At 52.7% G+C, this 19,871-nt stretch carries 13 protein-coding genes and 2 pseudogenes; 6 read left to right on the forward strand and 9 right to left on the reverse strand.

Annotation, left to right across the window (positions count from 1 at the left end; all coding sequences use genetic code 11):
- Nucleotides 1-6 precede the first annotated feature (6 nt).
- The gene (locus tag L1073_RS14220; RefSeq protein WP_246900302.1) at nucleotides 7-2,445 is read left to right on the forward strand and encodes an AMP-binding protein; all 2,439 of its coding nucleotides are present in this window, start codon (nucleotides 7-9) and stop codon (nucleotides 2,443-2,445) included.
- Nucleotides 2,446-2,501: 56 nt separating this feature from the next.
- On the opposite strand, the gene L1073_RS14225 is transcribed toward L1073_RS14220, so the two are convergent.
- A complete protein-coding gene (locus L1073_RS14225; protein ID WP_246900304.1) occupies nucleotides 2,502-3,398 on the reverse strand; it encodes a LysR family transcriptional regulator in 897 nt (298 codons plus the stop codon).
- 82 nt (nucleotides 3,399-3,480) lie between these two features.
- Between L1073_RS14225 and L1073_RS14230 the strand changes: the two genes are divergently transcribed.
- Both L1073_RS14230 and L1073_RS14235 read left to right on the forward strand, forming a co-directional pair.
- A complete protein-coding gene (locus tag L1073_RS14230) occupies nucleotides 3,481-4,071 on the forward strand; it encodes a cysteine hydrolase family protein (RefSeq protein WP_246900305.1) in 591 nt (196 codons plus the stop codon).
- A gap of 982 nt (nucleotides 4,072-5,053) precedes the next feature.
- Nucleotides 5,054-6,108 (forward strand): annotated as a pseudogene (locus L1073_RS14235) (IS30 family transposase).
- 93 nt (nucleotides 6,109-6,201) lie between these two features.
- On the opposite strand, the gene L1073_RS14240 reads toward L1073_RS14235, so the two are convergent.
- Both L1073_RS14240 and L1073_RS14245 read right to left on the reverse strand, forming a co-directional pair.
- Entirely contained in the window at nucleotides 6,202-7,821 is a 1,620-nt protein-coding gene (locus tag L1073_RS14240; RefSeq protein ID WP_246900307.1) for a UvrD-helicase domain-containing protein, read from the reverse strand.
- Complete coding sequence (locus L1073_RS14245) at nucleotides 7,818-9,521, reverse strand: ATP-dependent nuclease (RefSeq protein ID WP_246900308.1); 1,704 nt, start codon at nucleotides 9,519-9,521, stop codon at nucleotides 7,818-7,820. Before L1073_RS14245 ends, L1073_RS14240 begins: the two co-directional genes overlap by 4 nt.
- On the opposite strand from L1073_RS14245, the gene L1073_RS14250 reads away from it, so the two are divergent.
- Nucleotides 9,509-9,661: a hypothetical protein gene (locus L1073_RS14250; RefSeq protein ID WP_246900310.1), complete on the forward strand. Its 153-nt coding sequence runs from the start codon at nucleotides 9,509-9,511 to the stop codon at nucleotides 9,659-9,661. The two genes, L1073_RS14245 and L1073_RS14250, sit on opposite strands and share 13 nt — an antisense overlap.
- A gap of 655 nt (nucleotides 9,662-10,316) precedes the next feature.
- Here L1073_RS14250 and L1073_RS14255 read toward each other — a convergent pair.
- The 6 genes and pseudogenes from L1073_RS14255 to L1073_RS14280 form a co-directional block, all read right to left on the reverse strand.
- Nucleotides 10,317-11,780 (reverse strand): annotated as a pseudogene (locus tag L1073_RS14255) (IS1182 family transposase).
- A gap of 123 nt (nucleotides 11,781-11,903) precedes the next feature.
- Nucleotides 11,904-13,481: a glutamine-hydrolyzing GMP synthase gene (gene guaA / locus L1073_RS14260; protein ID WP_246900311.1), complete on the reverse strand. Its 1,578-nt coding sequence runs from the start codon at nucleotides 13,479-13,481 to the stop codon at nucleotides 11,904-11,906.
- Between the two features lie 98 nt (nucleotides 13,482-13,579).
- Nucleotides 13,580-15,049 carry an IMP dehydrogenase gene (guaB, locus tag L1073_RS14265; RefSeq protein WP_246900313.1) on the reverse strand — a complete coding sequence of 490 codons (1,470 nt, stop codon included), beginning with the start codon at nucleotides 15,047-15,049 and terminating at the stop codon, nucleotides 13,580-13,582.
- A gap of 72 nt (nucleotides 15,050-15,121) precedes the next feature.
- Nucleotides 15,122-16,213: an ABC transporter substrate-binding protein gene (locus L1073_RS14270; RefSeq protein WP_246900315.1), complete on the reverse strand. Its 1,092-nt coding sequence runs from the start codon at nucleotides 16,211-16,213 to the stop codon at nucleotides 15,122-15,124.
- Complete coding sequence (locus L1073_RS14275) at nucleotides 16,213-17,616, reverse strand: sensor histidine kinase (protein ID WP_246900317.1); 1,404 nt, start codon at nucleotides 17,614-17,616, stop codon at nucleotides 16,213-16,215. Before L1073_RS14275 ends, L1073_RS14270 begins: the two co-directional genes overlap by 1 nt.
- The gene (locus L1073_RS14280) at nucleotides 17,613-18,281 is read right to left on the reverse strand and encodes a response regulator (protein ID WP_246900319.1); all 669 of its coding nucleotides are present in this window, start codon (nucleotides 18,279-18,281) and stop codon (nucleotides 17,613-17,615) included. Before L1073_RS14280 ends, L1073_RS14275 begins: the two co-directional genes overlap by 4 nt.
- 149 nt (nucleotides 18,282-18,430) lie before the next feature.
- Here L1073_RS14280 and L1073_RS14285 point away from each other — a divergent pair, with 149 nt between their 5' ends.
- Nucleotides 18,431-19,420: a Bug family tripartite tricarboxylate transporter substrate binding protein gene (locus L1073_RS14285; protein ID WP_246900320.1), complete on the forward strand. Its 990-nt coding sequence runs from the start codon at nucleotides 18,431-18,433 to the stop codon at nucleotides 19,418-19,420.
- On the forward strand, nucleotides 19,417-19,866 hold the full coding sequence (locus L1073_RS14290; protein ID WP_246900322.1) for a tripartite tricarboxylate transporter TctB family protein: 450 nt from the start codon (nucleotides 19,417-19,419) through the stop codon (nucleotides 19,864-19,866). Before L1073_RS14285 ends, L1073_RS14290 begins: the two co-directional genes overlap by 4 nt.
- The last annotated feature ends 5 nt before the right edge of the window (nucleotides 19,867-19,871 follow it).

A 19,871-nucleotide genomic window follows, 5' to 3' on the forward strand; every position in this document is an offset into this window, starting at 1 on the left:
TAAAATATGATACCGCTAAACTTAATCAAAGAGTTTGCTTCCTGCCGTACCGATAGGGAAGCTATCGCTGATCAACAACATAGCCTTACATGGCAGGAATACCATGATAAGGTAGAAATAATGTTTAGAAATATGCACAACACTTTTAATATTTATAAAATTAGAAGCATTTGCTACATTTCACCAAACAGGAGCGAGCTTTTCATCCTTGCTGCAGCTGCGGCCACATTTAAAATACCTTTTGTCGGTATTGATTACACCCAGAAACCGGAGAACATCAAGCACATGCTCGATGTTTCAGATTGCGGCTTGATCGTTATATCCTCTTCGTTTTTCCTCGAAGAAGGAATTGACATTCGAAGCATTATCGATCTTGCCCCAATCATTGACCTTGATAATGGCCTCAAGGCAGCAACTCATTATTCTCGACTGGAAGAGCTTGACTCTACTACCGAGCCTGATATAGGCCAGAGAGCATTCAAGGCCATATCATTCACTTCCGGCACCTCAGGACCTCCCAAAGCCGCAGTTCGTTATGCTTCCTTTGATGCCAGGCGTTTCAATTATTTCAAAAGTCGATACGGGTTCAGTTCCGAAGATAAATATATGCTGGCTATGCCCATGTACCATGCTGCTGGAAATGGTTGGGCCAGACTTTTTATGAGCTTGGGCGCAACGGTCATCATTGCTAAGCCACATGATACGAAGGATATGGTCCGGCTGATAAAAAGCGAGAAAATTACAGCCAGCTCTATGACACCGCCACTGCTTTTAGAGGTCATCTCTCATGCCAACGGTCAGGAGCATATCTTTAAACAAAATTCACTGCGATTTTTGCTTGTCGGCGGAAAAAACTTCCCTATAAAGCTAAAGCTAGATGCTCTGCACATCCTTGGGCCAGTAGTCTACGAATATTATGGTACTACCGAAACTGGCGTTAACACTATCGCTGAGCCTCACGACATTATGAAGCAGCCCACTAGTGTGGGGAAACCATATAATGGCAACAAGCTTCTCATTCTTGACGAGAAGGGTCATAAGATCGCTGATGGTGAAATTGGTCGCGTTGCAATTTCGAGCTATATGAACATGGATGAGTACCACAATATACCACATGATATTGTTGAATATGGTGGAGATAAATATTTACTGACTGCTGAATCCGGGTATATCCAGGGCGGGTTGTTATACCTAATGAATCGAGCACAAAATGCTAAAGGTTTGAAAATTTATGAAACCGAAAACGCGATAAACAAACACCCCGGAGTCAGGGATTTGGCAATAGTGCCGACTGACGCCAATAACGGCAAGGTCATATGCGGAATAGTGGCTTCTAATCATGCTGATGGAATGAAGCCTGAAATTTATGATCTTGCTAAAAAGGAGATGAAAAAAAGAAAAATGAAATGCATCAAAATTCAGTTTCTCAAAAATATCCCCTATTCCCCTTCAGGAAAAGTTAGGGTGGAAGAACTGAAAAGCATGCTTACTAATGACCGTTATATCAGCAACGATCTAAAACACCCCGGAGTGATAGTGGGCATTCTATGTCTTTTGCTAACAACTTTATCATGGGGCGGCATGTTCCCTATCGCAAAGAGTGCATTATTATCAATGGACGCTGTACATATCAGCCTGATCAGATATGGCGTAGCATCCTTGATCCTCCTGATACTGCTAGCAGCAAAAGAAGGCATCTCAGCACTCAACCCCGGACGTCAGGTTCTCAAACTTTATGCTTTCGGATCGCTCGGATTTGCTGGCTTCAGTATATTGGCTTTTGCTGGCCTAGCTCATACGAAACCACAGCACGGGGCGATTATCATGGCCCTCATGCCTCTTATCTCAGTGATAATGGTTTGGGTACTAAAAAAACAAAAGCCTTCAAACTTTACATTTGGAAGCATCTTTTTTGCACTTCTCGGTGTCGTACTGGTAGTCAGTAAAGGCAGCATTACGTCATTGGCAGGAGGAGCCCTACTACCTAACTTAGTAATTTTGCTAGGTGCTTTTTGCTGGGTTACTTATACAATCGGCGCATCATATATAGAAGATTTCTCCTCGCTACGCTATACGGCCATTTCGGCAGGACTTGGCAGCATTACCATAGGGGTCATCTGCTTACTTACCAATATGGCAGGCGTCACTCATATGCCCTCCGCTTCTATTCTTGTAGAAAACATTCTGGAGTTAAGTTATTTGGTAGTGTTCGCTGGGGTAGTGGCTGTATTTTCTTGGAATCATGGCATCAAGACCGTTGGGCCGGTGAATGGAGTGTTGTTCATCAATCTGGTTCCAATTACTGCATTTGCGATAGCGTTCTTCAGCGGTGATAGCATTGTTCCTGAAGAAATATTTGGATCTGCTCTGGTGATCCTGTCCCTCATTGCAAACAATATGTATACTCGAGATTGGTTCAACTTCAAGAACAAACTGGCCTATTAAATTTTTACTAGCACGGTCTGGCCATCTCCGGATTGCTAGACCGTTTGTTTTATATTTCATTGACTGTATTTCTCAAAAACACTCGCCAGCTCCTCAATTATCAGCCTTACAGCAGTGAGTTCATAGCTTTGTTTCTTAGTGACCAACCAGATGTCTTTAGAAAATTCAGGCTCTTCAGATGATTTACAAAGCTCTGTATTTTCGATCATGAAGTCCGGCAACAATACCACTCCGTATCCCGCGATCGCAGCTGACCGCTGAACAACAGATGAATTTGACTGGAAACTAACTCTTTCCAGCCCAACCGTTTTCAACAAATGCTTTACTTCCTGCAGCTGCCACATTTCTTCATTAAATGTTATCGCAGAAACAGCCTTTCCCTCCTTCATTTCACGAATGACGACTTCTGTCCCACAAAGATAGTAATTCAACCTCCCCAGCTTTAACTTAAAAGTATTTTCTTCATCTGATTGTGTATTACTCAGGCGTATTGCTATATCGGCCTCTCGCTTTGGAATGCTGATATTGCGATCAGTCACTTGAATATCGTAGATCAGGCTACTGTATTTCTCCTGAAGACTTCTCAACCCCGGGGCGACTATTTGATAAGCCAATGATTGTATTGTTGAAATTCTTATTTTCTTTTGTATCACATCTTCCGCACTCAGATCCTCCACAAGCTGTTCAGCTGTATCGTGCATAGCCTGCACTTTCTCATATAGCTTTCGGCCATGCTTTGTGAGAACAAAGCCTTCAGAATTCCTTACAAACAACTCCTTATGAAGTGTCTCTTCCAATTTTTCTAGCCTTCTAGACACAGTCATATAACTAACATTCAGCTTTTTAGCTGCTGAGGTCATTGATTCACTGTCTGCAAGCGCATAGAAAAAACGTAGGTCATCCCAATTTAGCCTTTGCTTTATCTTCTTCAAAACTGTTTGTGAGTTACACATAATTTTAAATTTACCTCTAAGTCAGAATTGTTCATCTTTAGCGTGCCTTTCAAACTACGGGTAGCGAAAAATGACTATACCAATGACCTTGCTTGACATGGCTGGTGCCCCAAATGAAGTCGCTGACTGGAAGAAGTGTGCGCTCGTCCTGATTGATTATCAGAATGAGTATCTGGATGGTGCATTGCCCCTGAAAACTGCCGGCGAAGAGGCCCTTCAAAATGCTAAGCTTTTGCTTGACAAGGCACGGCAAGAAGGAGCACCTGTTTTCCATGTTGTTCAACATGGAAAACCTAAAGGCAAGATTTTCGATCCGCTTACCGATAAAGTTTCGATCCTGAGCCCCCTCGCCCCCTTTTCGAATGAGAAGATCATCGAAAAAGCACACCCGAACTCTTTTCATAACACCCCTCTCAAGGAGTTGTTGCTTCTAGCAAATACACAGCAGGTAGTTTTCGCTGGTTTTATGAGTCACATGTGTGTGAGTGCCAGTGTTAGAGCTTCCCTTGATCTAGGGTTCAAAAATTTTGTTTGCCATGACGCCTGCGCAACGAGAGAACTCCCAAGCCATAATGGTTCGATTATTTCTTCTGAGCTCTTGCACGACGCTGCAATGGCTGCACTCAAGGACCGATTCGCAACTATAGTTTCAACACAAGATCTCACTTCTTAATCCAGTGCATCAAAAAAGGTCTATGCAAAATAGGCCTTTTAACTGTACCACATACTGCCCTGTATTGCATTAGGCATAGTTTATAGAGATAAGCCATTGATACAAATAACTTTTACAAGGGAAAAGGTCTATTGCCTCAAGGCGGTCGACCCAGAAAACTCGGCGAATCCAAAAGCCTGCTACGCCAGCTTGTTGTAGAGTATTTACTGGCGATACTCAGCGGGCACACAGGTGCCTTTTGCCGGCGCACAGCCCTCTCCGTACATCACATGGCTATACGCAGACGCTTGGAAGAAATGGGCGTTCGGTGTAAACGTGCAGCAACGCTCCTGCCGACCCCGCATGAGCCATAACACCGTTATGGCTATCAATCAGCCCCCCCGTCTCAACGACCAGGACAGCACTATCCCAGCTCACGAACCGCCGCTGACGCGCTCTTGCCGTAATTAAGGTAGAGCGCCACTGCCCTTATGCGATCTTCATACGGATACATGAAATCCCCCCGATGTAGACCAAGTTTTCGTCCGCATCCCCAATGCGGACAACCTTCATTGGCGTTGACAACGGAAGCGGCGATCAACGACATGGGCGTGGTTCTGGGACGCTACACCCTGGCTGGAGCGAGGCGACTTGGTCACGCTCGCCAAGCAATGGTCCAGAATGCCGAAACGCCACTATCTTGTTCGTTCGCGACACCGCCCCATACATTCCTATTTTCCAGGATTTCGGCAATGGCTCCATGACGAAGTCCAGCGCGACCGAGCCGATGCAGCGATTTCACCCGGAAACCCTATCAAGCTGTCGATCATGCAAGACTCTTCCATCAATAGAAGGTGAAGAGACACGGCGGCTGCTTAGGTGGAGTGCCGCATTTGTTCCTAGGTAGGAGTCTTTCAGTCTCCTACCCAATTACCTGCCCCCCTGGGGCTTGGCCGCAAATTCTGAATGCAACACCTGACCCAACCGGTAAGGTGTTGACCCTATGTCATATTCTGAACTTTGCATTGAAGAACGTACCACTATCCAGGCCAGCCTCGCACAAGGCTTGAGCATCAGGAAGGTCGCGGCTCTGCTCGAACGATCCCCAGCGACGATCAGTCGAGAGATACGGCGCAATGGATCGTCCGATGGACGGTATCGCGCGCCACACGCGCAACAGCGTCGTCATGACCGTCGAGGCGTTTGTCGACCAAGGCGCGAACTGCTTCCAGGCAGCCCTCGATTCGCCCTGATTCAGCACATGCTTCGTCGGCGCTTGTCTCTCGAACAGATCAGCGGCAAGCTCAAGCATATGAATATCCCTGACCTTCGAGACGCCTACGTCTGCCGAGAAACCATCTACAGCGCCATCTACGCGTTGCCCGTCGGTGAGCTGAGAAAGGAAATGATCCATTGTTTGCGGCAAGGAAAAACGACCCGCAAGCCGCGTCGTGGCCAGGTTGACCGGCGCAACCAGATTCCGGATATGGTGAGCATTCACCTCCGTCCTCCAGAGGTGGAGAAACGTGAGTTTCCTGGCCACTGGGAGGGCAACCTGATCAAGGGCATGAACAATGCATCGGCTGTCGGCACCCTTGTCGAACTCAAGAGCGGTTACCTGATCCTGGCGAAGATGAACGATGCGACCGCCACCTCTGCGGTAGAAGGCTTCAGCGCTGCGCTGAATCGCATGCCGTTGGTGTCAACGCCAATGAAGGTTGGCCGCACGGAAGAGCCTGACGTATGACCAGGGACGTGAGATGACGCAGCACTCCAAGGTCACCTAGAATACCGGTGTCGCCACCATCTACTTCTGTAACCCGCACAGCCCATGGCAGAGGGGGCCAAGCGGCTGTCCGCCCCCTCAATATCAATGGCCTCATACGGCAGTACTTGCCGAAGGGAACGGATCTATCGGTCTATAACCAGCAAGAACTGGATGAGATTACGCTTGAGCTGAACATTCGCCCGCGAAAGCGCTTCGACTTCAAGTGCCCTATTGAAGTGATGAACGAGCAGATGGCGAAGTACCATGAGGCTCCATCATCGACACATTGACGGTGTTGCACTCAGAACCTGCATCCGCCAACCCCGACAAAAGCCTGGCTTTTAAGATACTAATTTACCTAATATGTCTTTTAATCTTCGTCATTATTTGTAAAGACCTTCAAGCTGAGGAAGTTTTAAAAAAAGAGACGGCGAAGAATTTTTGAAGCTACCATTTCTATTTTGTCGATATTGTGATCTAACTAATATGCAGCAATTTTCTGCACGCGTGATACCGACATAATGCAAGTTAATCTCTTGCCCGTAGCTTGGATAAGTAGGGTTTTCCCAATCATTATCAACCACCTTCTGAAAAGGAAAAGACCATTCTTCTAGGTCGAAATGGAACACCACCTTAAATTCCAGCCCCTTTGACTTATGCAGCGTCATCACTTGCACTTCGTTTTTATCCAAGGGCATGAATTGATATTTTGAATCCTCATTAACTATTACTTCTACTGCTTTATCCTCGTCTAAAGTGCGTTCCTCGCCTGCTAAATAAGCAACTTCTCTAAAGCTATCAATGACCTCTTCTGATGTTTTGCCTTCTCGCAATTGCAAAATGCTTCCCCGGATTTTTTTTAACCCTATATCACTCACCACTGTAGGAGATAATACCTTTTCTATGAGCTCCTGAGCAGTTTCAATTGCACCATACTTGAATGACAAGAGTTCTTTATAGAGATCAGCGCATTGTGTACCCATATCGTCGAGCGGGGTATTAGTGTAAGCTCTATGCTTGACAGTTAGGCCAGAAGCCAATAATTTCAGCGACTTATCCTTTCTAACAAGCAGTGCAAAATCTGATGCGGCTTCAACTCCCCAAGCCCCCTGTTCCAACCAACTCGAAATCCATTCAGAGATAGCTGCACCAATGTCAGTTAAGTTACCATTTAAATTGCGCCTAAAAATACGGATCTCATCACAGTTTACTATCTCTGCCTCAGGATGGAGTAGCTTTGTCGCATAATTATTTATTGAGGTATGGCATCTATGATTTACATCTATCTCAAAGTGCTTGAATAATTTAGCATCCTTAACAAGCTCTTCTAACAACCCAGAATCTCCTCCCCGGAACTCATATATTGATTGAGCTTTGTCACCAACAGCCGTGGCCACCAACCCCAATTCAAAAAGCTTTAAGAACAGCTGATGTTGAGCTAAAGAAGAGTCTTGATATTCGTCAATGAAAACATGCGAGTATCTAGCCTTTATATATCTACGCGCTGCATAGGACTCGTTTAGTATGTATAGCGCTAGACCTGAGAATGAAGCCATCCACAAGTAGCCTTCGTCATAAAGAGATTTGAAACCTTTGTCTCTTTCTATGCTTTCTAAATCTGGAGATTTATAGTCATCGAGAAAAAAACTCTTATGGAAAGGGCTAAGACCTTTGATTACCTCTCGATCTACGACTTTACCCTCCCAAACTCGAGGCAAGAACGGAAGGATCAATTCTTTATAGCAAAAGCTGTCAATAGTCCCAAAAAAACTTTGTTTTATATCATGTGCTCCAGACACACATCTCTTTTTAAGCTCTATGCTTGCTTTGTTGGTAAAGGTGATAGCTACTACACCTTTATGTGAGGGTAACTCAGAAGTTATGGCTGTTATTTTGTTCTGTATCACAGTTGTCTTACCGCTTCCAGGGCAAGCAGTTATAACCATATTGCCCGGATAGTTTGTTGCGGCTTTTTGCTGGGTTGTGGGGTTGAATACACTCATGCACCCTCCTTGCTGATTTCATTAATTTTTAGAAGAGGATTTGCAATGTCGCTATTATTTAGCTGACTCAAATCCCCCTTGATTTTTTTCAAAAGAACGCGCATGCGGAGTGCTTTTTTATTTTGCAAATACTTGATCGCCTTGAGGGTGCTTTGTTTTTCTAGGGCTGTCAATATCGGGAAAGAGAGTTCGTTTACCAAGTCATTCTCTAAGTCGATTTTTGATAAAAATATACCTTTCTCACTAAAAAGCGAAGATACTTCAAACCACTTTCCGTTATCAACAGTTTCTTGAGGATTTATTTCTTTTTTGCTGTTGTCGCAAGTGGCAAGGCCAGCAATTTTTAAGCACCTGTTCATTCCTGTATATTGCCAGCTCTCTTGGTTCGGAACTTTCGATATGTCGTTATCAGTTCTCATAACCCAAGGGATCTCTAATGCATTTAAAATTTTCACATAGACTTTGAAGGCTATTCCATCAACCGAAAGTATAGATAGATTCTCATAATCCAAATCGATGCCCAGATGTTCGGAGAACTCTGTGTAAAAGAGAACCTCTGATGGCCCTTCAACTAGCAGAACGCCATTTGAGAAGAAGGCTTCAGCGGGCAGTATACTCATCCGGTAGCTCATCTCCTCCCAGCCTTCGGCAATGCAGTCTGAGCACCCTTGACCCGCAGAATGAGTCTCACCATCTTTTGAAAGGAGCCTAACAATAGAGTCAGGTTTGAAGTTGACGGCTATTTGTGGAGAGTGTGATGATATTATAGTTTGCCCAGGTAGTTCATCTATAAGGTAGCTAGCTAGTTTTCTTTGTTGGTGAGGGTGTAAGTGTGCCTCTGGCTCTTCTATCACATAAAAAACAACTTCGTTATCTAAATCGTGTTCTTTGGTGCTCTTTGCCTTCCATAATGCTAGAAGTATTTGGTTATTCCTCCCATCTCCTCCAAGCATGATGTTTGACCCATTGCTGTTTGCTCCCAACTGCAGTTTGTCGATAAAATCGTTGACTTGTATCGCTCCGGTGTCCAATCTAACTTTGTAGTTAGAATGGTGATGTGCTAGTTTTTTTAACTCACGATTGATATCAGCAGTAGCTTTATCAACATATTCAAGCTGCGATACTTTTTCGTTGAGGTTGGTTAGATCTGTGCTAATTTCAGAGAGAAGTTTTTCGTCCCCCTGTTTTTCGGTTGGCTCCAGTGATTGCTGAGCAACTTTTAAAAGCTGCCGTTTCTCTCTCTTTATAAACCTATCAAGGTCTCGCTGAGACTGGATGTACTTTAGATTTATGTACTTAAGATAAAATCTGGAGACAACTTCCTCCAACTCATCAAGAGAACGTCCTATAAACACCTTGTAGCTTAAATCAGATTTTTTAGCTGTGTACCTTATAAAGGTCTCGCCATCATCGCTTACATGTCCTTTTAGGACAGATAAGACAGCATCTTCGGTTATATTGCTGAGTTTTGCAGTTACTGCTAGATGTTCACTAGCCTCTTTGTTACCTATGTGGAAGTCCAATTCCGATGGTTCAATATCTGCTTCAGATAAGCTTTTGTCTAAAAGTAGGCGCAATGCATGAAGCATATTGCTTTTACCGACATCATTAGAACCAATCAGCAATGTATTGTTTTTAAAATTGGTAACTGAGTCCTTAAAGTTTCTGAACCCTTTTAGGTGGAGCGATGAAATTTCCATTTGGCAATCCTGGCTTTTCCATTACGGATAGTGATATGGGCGCTTTGCTGGATGATGTTATATTAAGGCTAATATCTTTAATTAAAAATATCTTTTTTGAGGCTTGGCGTCAAGAGAAGAGTGGCATTGCTTTATATTGAGAGGCCTGTGTTTTTAGAGCGGCTAAAGGGACGGGCTATAATAGTAAAATTTTGAGGCTGTAAGGCCAATCACGAGGGATAGATGAGATTATGAGGAAGTAGGTTGAAGTAGATGGCCTGATCTATGGCAGCAGCCCACCATTCTTTTGGGGAAAGACTTGTTCTTTGAAGTGCCGGATCAAAGTAGTGCGAATGGATCGCTTCATTGAGCGAGACATCTCAGATTGACTATATTTTACCGCACTTCTCAATCTTTATAAACGCAATCTTTAAGACTAGCCGATGGGTGGTTGTATGACTGCTTTTTGATTTTGTCGCCAAATCCTTATGATTATATTAAAGTTTCTAAAAGTGAGATTGAAAAAGATCAAGGGAAACTCACACGACTCCAGTTTTGCTATCAGGTCCTTCAAAAACATGCTCAAGCCTGCTTGGCAGGAGCATCTCTGGGAGCCCATAGATTTAACGATAGCATTTCAAAGCAAGGCTCTCTCCACCTCTATATACTAGGGAAGTGAAGGTCTATTACACACATATTTACACAGTGTGTAATAATTGCTGTGAAGAAAAAGCCCTGAAAAAATCAGAGCATTGTGTCATACAATTACGCTCTTACATAGAATCTACTATAAAGAGCTTTTGCGGGGCGATTTCGTTACAGCCTTGTCAATATCGATAGAGGCCCCCGACTCCAGACCGGGACTCGCCTCAGCCGGGCCATCAGCGCCTCGGTCCCGATATTCCGCATCAGCCGCGTCAGGTTGTACGCCAGTACCGCCAGACTGATCTCCCCCCGGGCTTTGTCGAGTCCGCGCACCAGTAGACGACCGGCATTCCCTATCAGCGTGTCCTTGAGCGTGCCGAAGAGATGCTCGACGCCTGAGCGGCGACGTGTCATCGCCCGGGGTCGTCTGTCAGGCGTTGTCGCGACGTCTCGAAGGCGCTTTCATACTGATGGCGGGACGGTTCGCCAACGCCCCGTCGTACAGCGCGACTTGCGCGTACAGCCGGCACACGCCGAGGAGTTGGCATAGTAAAGGACTTTCTGGGACCTGTTGCGTTGCTTCAGTGGCAGCCAGTGACCAGCCGGACAGCGGTAGGCATCCCGGGCCGGTTCATAGTGAAAGGCATCGGCTTGATAGAGCTGGCCATCTCCTTGGTTGTTGACGGCCCGCCGGGGCGGGATATGGCAGGCCAGGTTACGTTCTTCGCAGCGCTGCTGCTGTTCGCCGTTGGAGTAACCGGCACCGGCCAGTAGCGAGATCCGTTCTGTCACCAGTGCCGCTTGTGCCGCCTCCGCCATGGTCTGCAACTGGCGGCTGTCATCGCCGTCCTGCACCATCTCGTGGTGCACGATCAGGGGGGTCGATATCCACCGCCGTCTGCAGGTTATACGCGGTCCGGCTTCCCTGCGGCGAGCGCATGAACCGGGCCTCGGGCTCACCGGTGACGTGATGCTGGATCCCGAGTTGTTCCATGCGCTCTCGGCGTTACGCAGGGCCTTGAGCCGTTCGAGTGAGCGGCGGCGCTGGTCATCGTCGGGCCCATCCCGGTGCGCTTCCTTGCGGTCGGTCGCGTCGAGACCGTCCAACCAGGCGTCGATACGCGCGTTCAAGACCTATTCCTCACGGGCCAGCGACTTTTGACTCACCATGCGCTTCTTGCTGGCCACGGCCCCGAACTTGCTGCCATCGATGGCCACTTCGCGGCTCTCCAGCCAACCGGCGTCACGGCAGAAGCGCACGAAGTGACGGCACAGCTGACGAAACGCCTGCGGATGCTTGCGTCGAAACTCGGCGATGGTCTTGAAGTCAGGGGTCAGCCGGCTGAGTAGCCACATCAGCTCGATATTGCGCTGACATTCGCGTTCCAGGCGGCGTGACGAGCGGATCTGCTGAAGATAGCCGTACAGGTAGAGGCGCAGCATATCCGCAGGATGGTAGCCCGGGCGCCCGGTCGCAGCGAGCCGAGCCCGCTCGAAGCCTAGGGCATCGAGATCGAGGGAGTCGACGTAGAGATCGATGACGCGAACGAGATGCGCGTCAGGGATCAGGTCATCGAGGGAAGGTGGCAGCAGATCGAGCTGCTCGCGAGACGCACCGTTGATATAGCGTGCCATGATGAAAACTGCCCATCAGGAAGCCTGATGGGCAGTGTGCCAGCTGAGGCCGTGTTTTGACACAGCCTGTGATGGCGGGCTTTTTACTTGCAGTCTTGTACGCAAAGGCTTACAACCTAAGACTCACTCCCACTCGATCGTTGCGGGCGGCTTGCTGCTGACATCATACGTCACGCGGGAGACGCCGCTGATCTCGTTGATGATGCGGTTGGAGACCTTCTCCAGGAGCTCGTACGGCAGGTGGGCCCATCTTGCGGTCATGAAGTCGATGGTTTCGACGGCGCGCAGGGCGATGACCCATTCGTAGCGGCGGCCGTCGCCGACGACGCCTACTGACTTGACCGGGAGGAAGACGGCGAAGGCTTGGCTGGTCTTGTGGTACCAGTCGAAGTTGTGCAGTTCTTCGATGAAGATGGCGTCGGCTTCGCGGAGGATGTCGGCGTACTCTTTTTTGACTTCGCCGAGGATGCGTACTCCGAGGCCCGGTCCCGGGAAGGGGTGGCGGTAGACCATGTCGTACGGCAGGCCGAGTTCCAGGCCGAGCTTGCGCACTTCGTCCTTGAACAGTTCGCGCAGTGGTTCGACCAGCTTGAGCTTCATGGTCTCGGGCAGGCCGCCGACGTTGTGGTGCGACTTGATGACGTGGGCCTTGCCGGTCTTGCTGGCCGCGGATTCGATCACGTCCGGGTAGATGGTGCCCTGGGCGAGGAAGTCGACACCCTCGATCTTGGCGGCTTCACGGTCGAACACATCGATGAAGGTGTTGCCGATGACCTTGCGCTTGGCTTCGGGGTCGGCCTCGCCTTCCAGCTTGCCGAGGAATTCGTCTTCGGCGTCGACGCGGATCACGCGCACGCCCATGTGCTGACCGAAGGTTTCCATCACCTGGTCGCCTTCTTTCTTGCGCAGCAGGCCGTTGTCGACGAACACGCAGGTCAGTTGATCGCCGATGGCCTTGTGCAGTAGCGCAGCGACCACGGAGGAGTCCACGCCACCGGAGAGGCCGAGCAGTACGTGACGGTCGGCGACTTGCTCGCGTACGCGCTCGCAGAGGTCTTCGATGATCTGCGCCGGGGTCCACAACCGCTCAGCCTGGCAGATATCCAACACGAATTGCTCGAGGATGCGTTGGCCTTGCAGGGTGTGGGTCACTTCGGGGTGGAATTGCACGCCGTAGAAGTGCTTCTCTTCCCAAGCCATGGCGGCGATGGGGCAACTCGGCGTGGAGGCGGTCACGGTGAAGGTCTCCGGCACCTGACCGACCTTGTCGCCGTGGCTCATCCACACATCGAGCAGCGCACGGCCGGTCTCGACGTCGACATGATCCTTGATGCCCGAGAGCAGCGCGTTGTCGGCGTCGATACGCACCTGCGCATAGCCGAACTCATGAGTATGCGAACCTTCGACCTTACCGCCCAACTGCTCGGCCATGGTTTGCATGCCGTAGCAGATCCCCAGTACCGGCAAGCCCATCTCGAACACGCATTGCGGCGCGCGCGGAGAGGCGAGTTCGGTGACGGATTCCGGCCCCCCGGCGAGGATGATGCCGTTGGGCGCGTACTCGCGGATCTCTTCTTCGCTGATATCGAAGGCGCGCACTTCGGAGTAGACGCCGATCTCGCGCACGCGGCGCGCGATGAGCTGGGTGTACTGGGAGCCGAAGTCGAGGATCAGGATCTTATGGGCGTGAATGTCGGTCATCTGGCCTTTCCTTTGAGAAGCAACAAGGGCCGAAAATGCGAAAGCTGGAAGCGGCGCGCGGCCACTTCCAGCTTCAAGCTTCCGGCATCAAGCTTGAGTTAGCCCGCCCGGTAGTTGGGGGCCTCTTTCGTAATCTGCACATCGTGCACGTGCGATTCGGCAAAGCCCGCGCCGGTGATCTTCACGAATTCCGGCTTGGTGCGCATCTCGTCGATGTCGTGGCAGCCGGTGTAGCCCATGGAGGCGCGCAAGCCGCCCATCAGTTGATGGACGATGGCGCTCATCGCGCCCTTGTAGGGCACGCGGCCTTCGACGCCTTCCGGCACCAGCTTCTCGACGCCGGCGTTCTTATCCTGGAAGTAACGATCGGACGAGCCCTGAGTCTGGGACATGGCGCTCATGGAGCCCATGCCGCGATAGGCCTTATAAGTACGGCCCTGATAGAGCTCGATCTCGCCCGGCGCTTCCTCGGTACCGGCCAGCAGACCACCGATCATCACCGTGCTGGCCCCGGCGGCGATGGCCTTGGAAAGGTCGCCGGAGAAGCGAATGCCGCCATCGGCGACCAGCGGGATGTCGAACGGCTTGAGCGCATCGGCCACGTCGGAGACGGCAGAGATCTGCGGCACCCCGACACCGGCGACGATGCGCGTGGTGCAGATGGAACCGGGGCCGATGCCGACCTTGACACCATCGACGCCGGCTTCGGCGAGTGCCTTGGCGGCGGCAGCGGTGGCGATGTTGCCGCCGATCACCTGCACCTGCGGATAATGTTCCTTGACCCAACGCACGCGCTCGATGACGCCCTGGGAATGGCCATGCGCGGTATCGACCACCACCACATCGACGCCCGCCTCGGCCAGCGCGGCGATGCGATCCGGCGTTTCCGGCCCGGTGCCCACGGCAGCGCCGGCAAGCAGGCGGCCATCGCTGTCCTTGGCGGCGTGCGGATAGGTGCGCGCCTTCTCGATATCGCGAACGGTGACCAAGCCACGCAGGCGGAACTGATCGTCGACCACCAGGATCTTCTCGATGCGGTGTTCCTGCAGCTTGGACTTGATGATATCCAGCGAGGTGCCGACGGGCACGGTGACCAGCTTCTCGCGCGGGGTCATGATTTCCGCGACGCTATCGCCCTTGTCCGGACGGAAGCGCATGTCGCGCCCGGTGACGATGCCCATCAGAGTGTCGCCCTCGACTACCGGGAACCCGGAATAGCCATACTCGTCGGCCATCTCGAGCAGATCGGCCAGCTTCGCCTTGGAACTGACGGTCACCGGGTCCTTGACGATCACGCTCTCGTGCTTCTTCACCTTGCGGACTTCCGTCGCCTGCGCGGCGATGGTCATGCTCTTGTGAATGATCCCGATGCCGCCTTCCTGCGCCATGGCAATCGCCAGGCGAGCTTCGGTCACGGTATCCATCGCGGAGGAAAGCACCGGAATATTGAGGTAAAGGTCACGTGTCAGGCGGGATCTGAGGCTGACATCCTTGGGCAGAACGTCGGAATAGCCGGGGACGAGTAAGACATCATCGAACGTAAGAGCTTCTTGCGCTATACGAAGCATGTGGCGACACCTGTGGGGAAAGCGTGTGCGAGGAAGATTAATCCGCCATTATAAACCCCTATTCCCGTCCTCTCAACGTTGAGGGCCTTTGTCAATGTGCGATTCGGCGGATGGCTCGCCCTGGGACGGTTCGGGTTGCGACAAACGCTGGAATTCCCGCTGCCAGCGCTCCATGAATGCCGCGCGCCGCGAGGGGTCGACGAAGGCAAGTAAAGAAGCGTTCAGCGGAATCGGATACAAGCGCTCCCCGACTTGGTCGCGCAGCCGCTGAGCCGTGTAGGGACCCATGACATCCGAGCGAACGCTGAACAGCGGCGTCTCGCCGGCGATAACACGCTGCCCTTCGCGGCCCAGCAGGAAGTCGAGAAACGCCCTGGCCGCTCCGGGGTGTGGGGCATCGCGATGAATGAACGCCATGCGCATCATGACCAACGAGTAGTCCTGAGGCACCTGTACGAAGACCTCGGGGTGCGATTGCGCCCACACCATGGCGTAGGAGCCCAGCAGGTTGTAGCCCAGCCAGTAGCGTCCCTCGCTGAGCCCTTCGAGCATGGACCGCGTATTGGCCTCGAGATTCGTATCGGTCGCGCCCATCGCGGCCACGAGATCCCAGAAGCGGGTGGTGTAGCGCGCATCCTGCTGGAACAGCGTATAACCGACGCCACTGCGTGAAGGCGAATAGGTCGTGACCTTATCGCGCAGCGTCTCGCGGTGCTGCGTGAGTAACGTATGCAGGTCGGCATGAGTCTTCGGCGGCATCACATAACGCGATAGATCCAGCCGATACGCCATGACGATGGGCTCGAAGGTGAAGCCGAAAACTTCGTCGCGCCATTTGGCCCATTCCGGCCAGGCGCGCGCCTCCGGCGACTCGAGCCGCTGGGCATAGTCTTCGTTGACTCGCGCCATCTGCCAGGGCATGGCGGAGCTGATAACGACATCGGGCGGGCTCTCCTCGTCGGCGACACGCGCATCGACTTCAAGCGTTGAGCGATCGCGGAAGTTCAACTGGATGTGTGGATGAGCCTCCTCGAAAGCGTCCAGCAAGGGCGCCGCAACCTCCCTGTCGAGCGCCGCCTCGACGACGAGAGGATTATCGGCCCAGGCGAGGCACGGTATCAGCGCGCCCAAGAACCATACGAGCGCCACACGACGAATCGGCATCATCCCTGCTCGTGTTGGGTGAGATAAGGAAAAAACAGGCGAACTCTCAGCCCACCCTTCTCCGCCGACTCGACCTGCATCCGCGCCTCGTGACGGCGCACGATCGAGTCCACGATGGCCAATCCCAGGCCGGAACCCTCGGTGTCCTGACGACCACCGCGTTCGAAGGGGTGGTGCAAGTGCGCCATCACTTCGGGCGATACACCGGGTCCGTCATCCTCGATATACAACTCCAACGTCTGCGCATGAGACACCACCCCCAGGGTAATAACACTGCCAGGCGGCGTATAACGCAGGGCATTGTCGATCAAATTGCCTAACAACTCTCGCAATGCCCATGCCTCGCCCTGGATGTATTGCGGCGATGCCGGGAGAGACGCCAGGCCGATGTCATGGGCTTGCGCGGCATCACGCTGCGCCCAGTCGAAAGCCGTTTCATGCAGCAGCGCCAGTGCGTCAATACGCGCCGTCGCGTTTGCTTCCACGGCATGACGCAGGCGCGCCATACTCAATAGCTGGCTGGCCAAACGGCTCGTGCGCTCCGCACTCCCATGGACCTCGACCAGTGCCTGTCGCCATGCATCGGGACTATCGCTTTTCAACGCCAGTTCGCTCGTGGTCTGTAACCCCGCGAGTGGCGTCTTGAGTTGATGACTGGCATCTGCAGTAAAACGCAAAAGCGCTTCCCGGCCTTGGCGCTGGCGCGTAAAAAGTGAATCCAAGGTTTCCGCCATTTCACGCATTTCTTCGGGCACACGGGTATCCAGTGGCTGCATGTCATCGGCATCACGACGCCGTAGCTGCTGACGTAATCGTCGCAGCGGTGCGAGTGCTACACGCATCGCCAAGAGCATCAAGACCCCCGCCAGCAAGACCATGATCACGAAGCGGGTGACCGCGTGCTCGAAGAGCACTTCCGTCAACGATTCACGCCCCGTCATGGTGTGGCCGACCCAAATTTGCACCGGATCTTGCGTCTCCCAGCCAGCGGAATCGAGCTCCCGTCCATAAAGACGCCACTGGGTACCGTGATACGCGTCATTCAGCCATATCGGTTGCGACGACGCGCGCCGTCGCCACTCAGGCGCAATATCCAGATCCAGGTTACCCGATACCGTCTGACCGTCAGCATCCAGCACGGCGTAGAATACCCGCTCCTGGTGGCGCGTCGCCAGAATCTGCAACGCTGCCGAAGGGATCTCCACCACCGGCTGCCCCGCCTCCCACTGCACGGCCTCGGCGATGGTCAGAGCAGCGGCTTCTAGCTGGCTATCATAGGCACGCTCGGCCGCACGTTGCGAGCTGAAATAGGCTTCGGCCAACAGCAACACGCCAAGCGCACTGACGGTCGCCAATAGCCAGATCGCCAACCGAGATTTGAGCGTGCCCTCTACCTCGATCACGAGGACACTTCCTCGAGCCGGTAGCCGAGGCCGCGAAACGTGCGGATGCGCAACCCGCTGCCCTCGAGTCTTTTACGCAAGCGGCTGATGTAGACTTCCAGCGCATTGGGACCTACATCGCCATAACCGAACAGACGATTTTCCAGCGCCTCACGCGGCGTGATGCTGCCGGCATGCAGCATCAATCCTTCCAACAAAAGCAGTTCGCGACGCGGCAAATCTAGAACCTGCTCATACAGCGTGGCGACGCCCGAGGTGGCATCGAACGTGAGCGCCCCGAACGCCAGACGATTATCGACACGTTGCTGGCTGCGGCGCAGCAAGGCACGCACTCTAGCCTCCAGCTCGGCGAGCGAGAATGGCTTGGCGAGATAATCATCCGCGCCTAGATCCAACCCTTCCACTCGGTCGTCGATGCCATCGCGGGCCGTCAGTATCAAGACTGGCGTGGTATCGCCACGCTGGCGTAGCTCGGCCAGCAACGTCAGGCCGTTGCCATCGGGCAACCCCAAATCCAGCAAAACCAAGTCGAAATGGCCGCTCTGCAAGGCTTCGCGTGCCTGCGCATGGTGCGTGAACACTTCAACAATGTTGCCTAGCGGGGTGAGCGCTTGATCCAGGGAACGCGCAATCAGGGGGTCATCTTCGATGACGAGCAGTCGCATACGACCAATGTCTCATGTAGATAAACGTTAGGTGACAGGTTGATGAAAGGTTGCCTGCCTAGCATCGGTATTCGTCATCCGTGGCGATGACATCAGCACCACTCTCGTTATTCCTAATGCAGCGCAAAACAAGAGAACAGGAGTTCGCCATGAAGATCAACAAAGGGCTTTCCACGTACGCCGGCATGCTGGCGCTGGCGGGCGGTCTCTTGGCCGCCGGCAACGCTCAGGCACAGTCCGAGGCGACAGAGTGCATCGCCCCCGCCAAGCCGGGCGGCGGCTACGACCTCACCTGTCGCCTGGCCGCCAACGGCCTGGAAAAGACCAGCATGATCGACAAGCCCATGGCCGTAAGTTACATGCCAGGGGGCATCGGCGCCGTCGCATATAACCACGTCAATGGCGTGCGTGACGACGATCCCAACCTCATCGTCGCTGCCAGCACCGGCGCGGCCGTGAACCTGGCGCTGGGCAAGTTCGGCCAATACGATGCCGACGACGTGCGCTGGCTGGGCGCGCTGGGCGCCGACTATGGCGCCATCGTCGTCAATGCCGACGCGCCCTGGCAGTCCCTCGACGAGTTGATGGAAGACCTCAAGGCCAACCCGGGCGATGTCGCCTTCGGGGCGGGCGGCACCGTGGGCAGCCAGGACTGGATGAAGGCCGCGCTCACCGCCAAGGCCGCCGATCTCTCGCCGCGCAATCTCAAGTACGTCTCCTTCGAGGGCGGCGGCGAAGCCCTGGCGGCGCTGCTGGGCGACCACATCCAGGTCTTCACGGGCGATCTCTCCGAGCTCAAGTCACAGTTGGAAAGCGGCAAGATCCGTGTGCTCGCCTCGCTGTCCGAAGAGCGTATGGATGGTCCTTACGCTGACATTCCCACCGCCAAGGAACAGGGCTATGACGTGCAATGGCCCATCTGGCGCGGCTATTACATGGGGCCCAACGTCAGCGACGAAGCCTACCAGAAGTGGGTGGAACGCATGAAAGAGCTATCCGAGTCGCAGAAATTCGCCAAATTGCGTGAAGAGCGTGGTCTATTTCCAATGTCGCGCTTCGGCTACGACTTCAATGACTATGTGCTGGAGCAGGTCGACCAGTTCGAATCCCTGGCCAAAGAAGTAGGTCTGAAGCAATGAAACTCGCCGCCGACCGGTTGTTGGGCATCGTCCTGATCGGTCTGGCGGCGTTCGTCGCCGTTCAGGCCATCAATCTGGAAGTGCCCTTCAGCTACGACCCCGTAGGCCCCAAAGCCTTTCCGCTCGGTCTTGCCATCCTTCTGGCAGCGTTGGCCAGCGTGCTGGTCGTGAAACCCGGCACCAACGAGGCGTGGCCCGGTCGCCAGCTCGGCATGAAGTTGCTGCTGGTACTGGCCACGCTCCTGGTCTATGCCCTGCTCTTCACCAAGCTCGGCTTCATCATCACCTCACTGTTGGCCGTCACCAGCCTGGCTCGCATCTTTGGTACGTCATGGGGTAAGGCGCTACTTACCGGAGTCCTCATGGCCGTCGTCAGCTATTTCCTTTTTGCGCACGCACTGGGGATCTCGCTACCCAGCGGTTACTGGCTCGAGCCTTTGTTATAACGGAG

The sequence above is a fragment of the Chromohalobacter nigrandesensis genome (assembly GCF_023061285.1).
GTDB lineage: Bacteria > Pseudomonadota > Gammaproteobacteria > Pseudomonadales > Halomonadaceae > Chromohalobacter > Chromohalobacter nigrandesensis.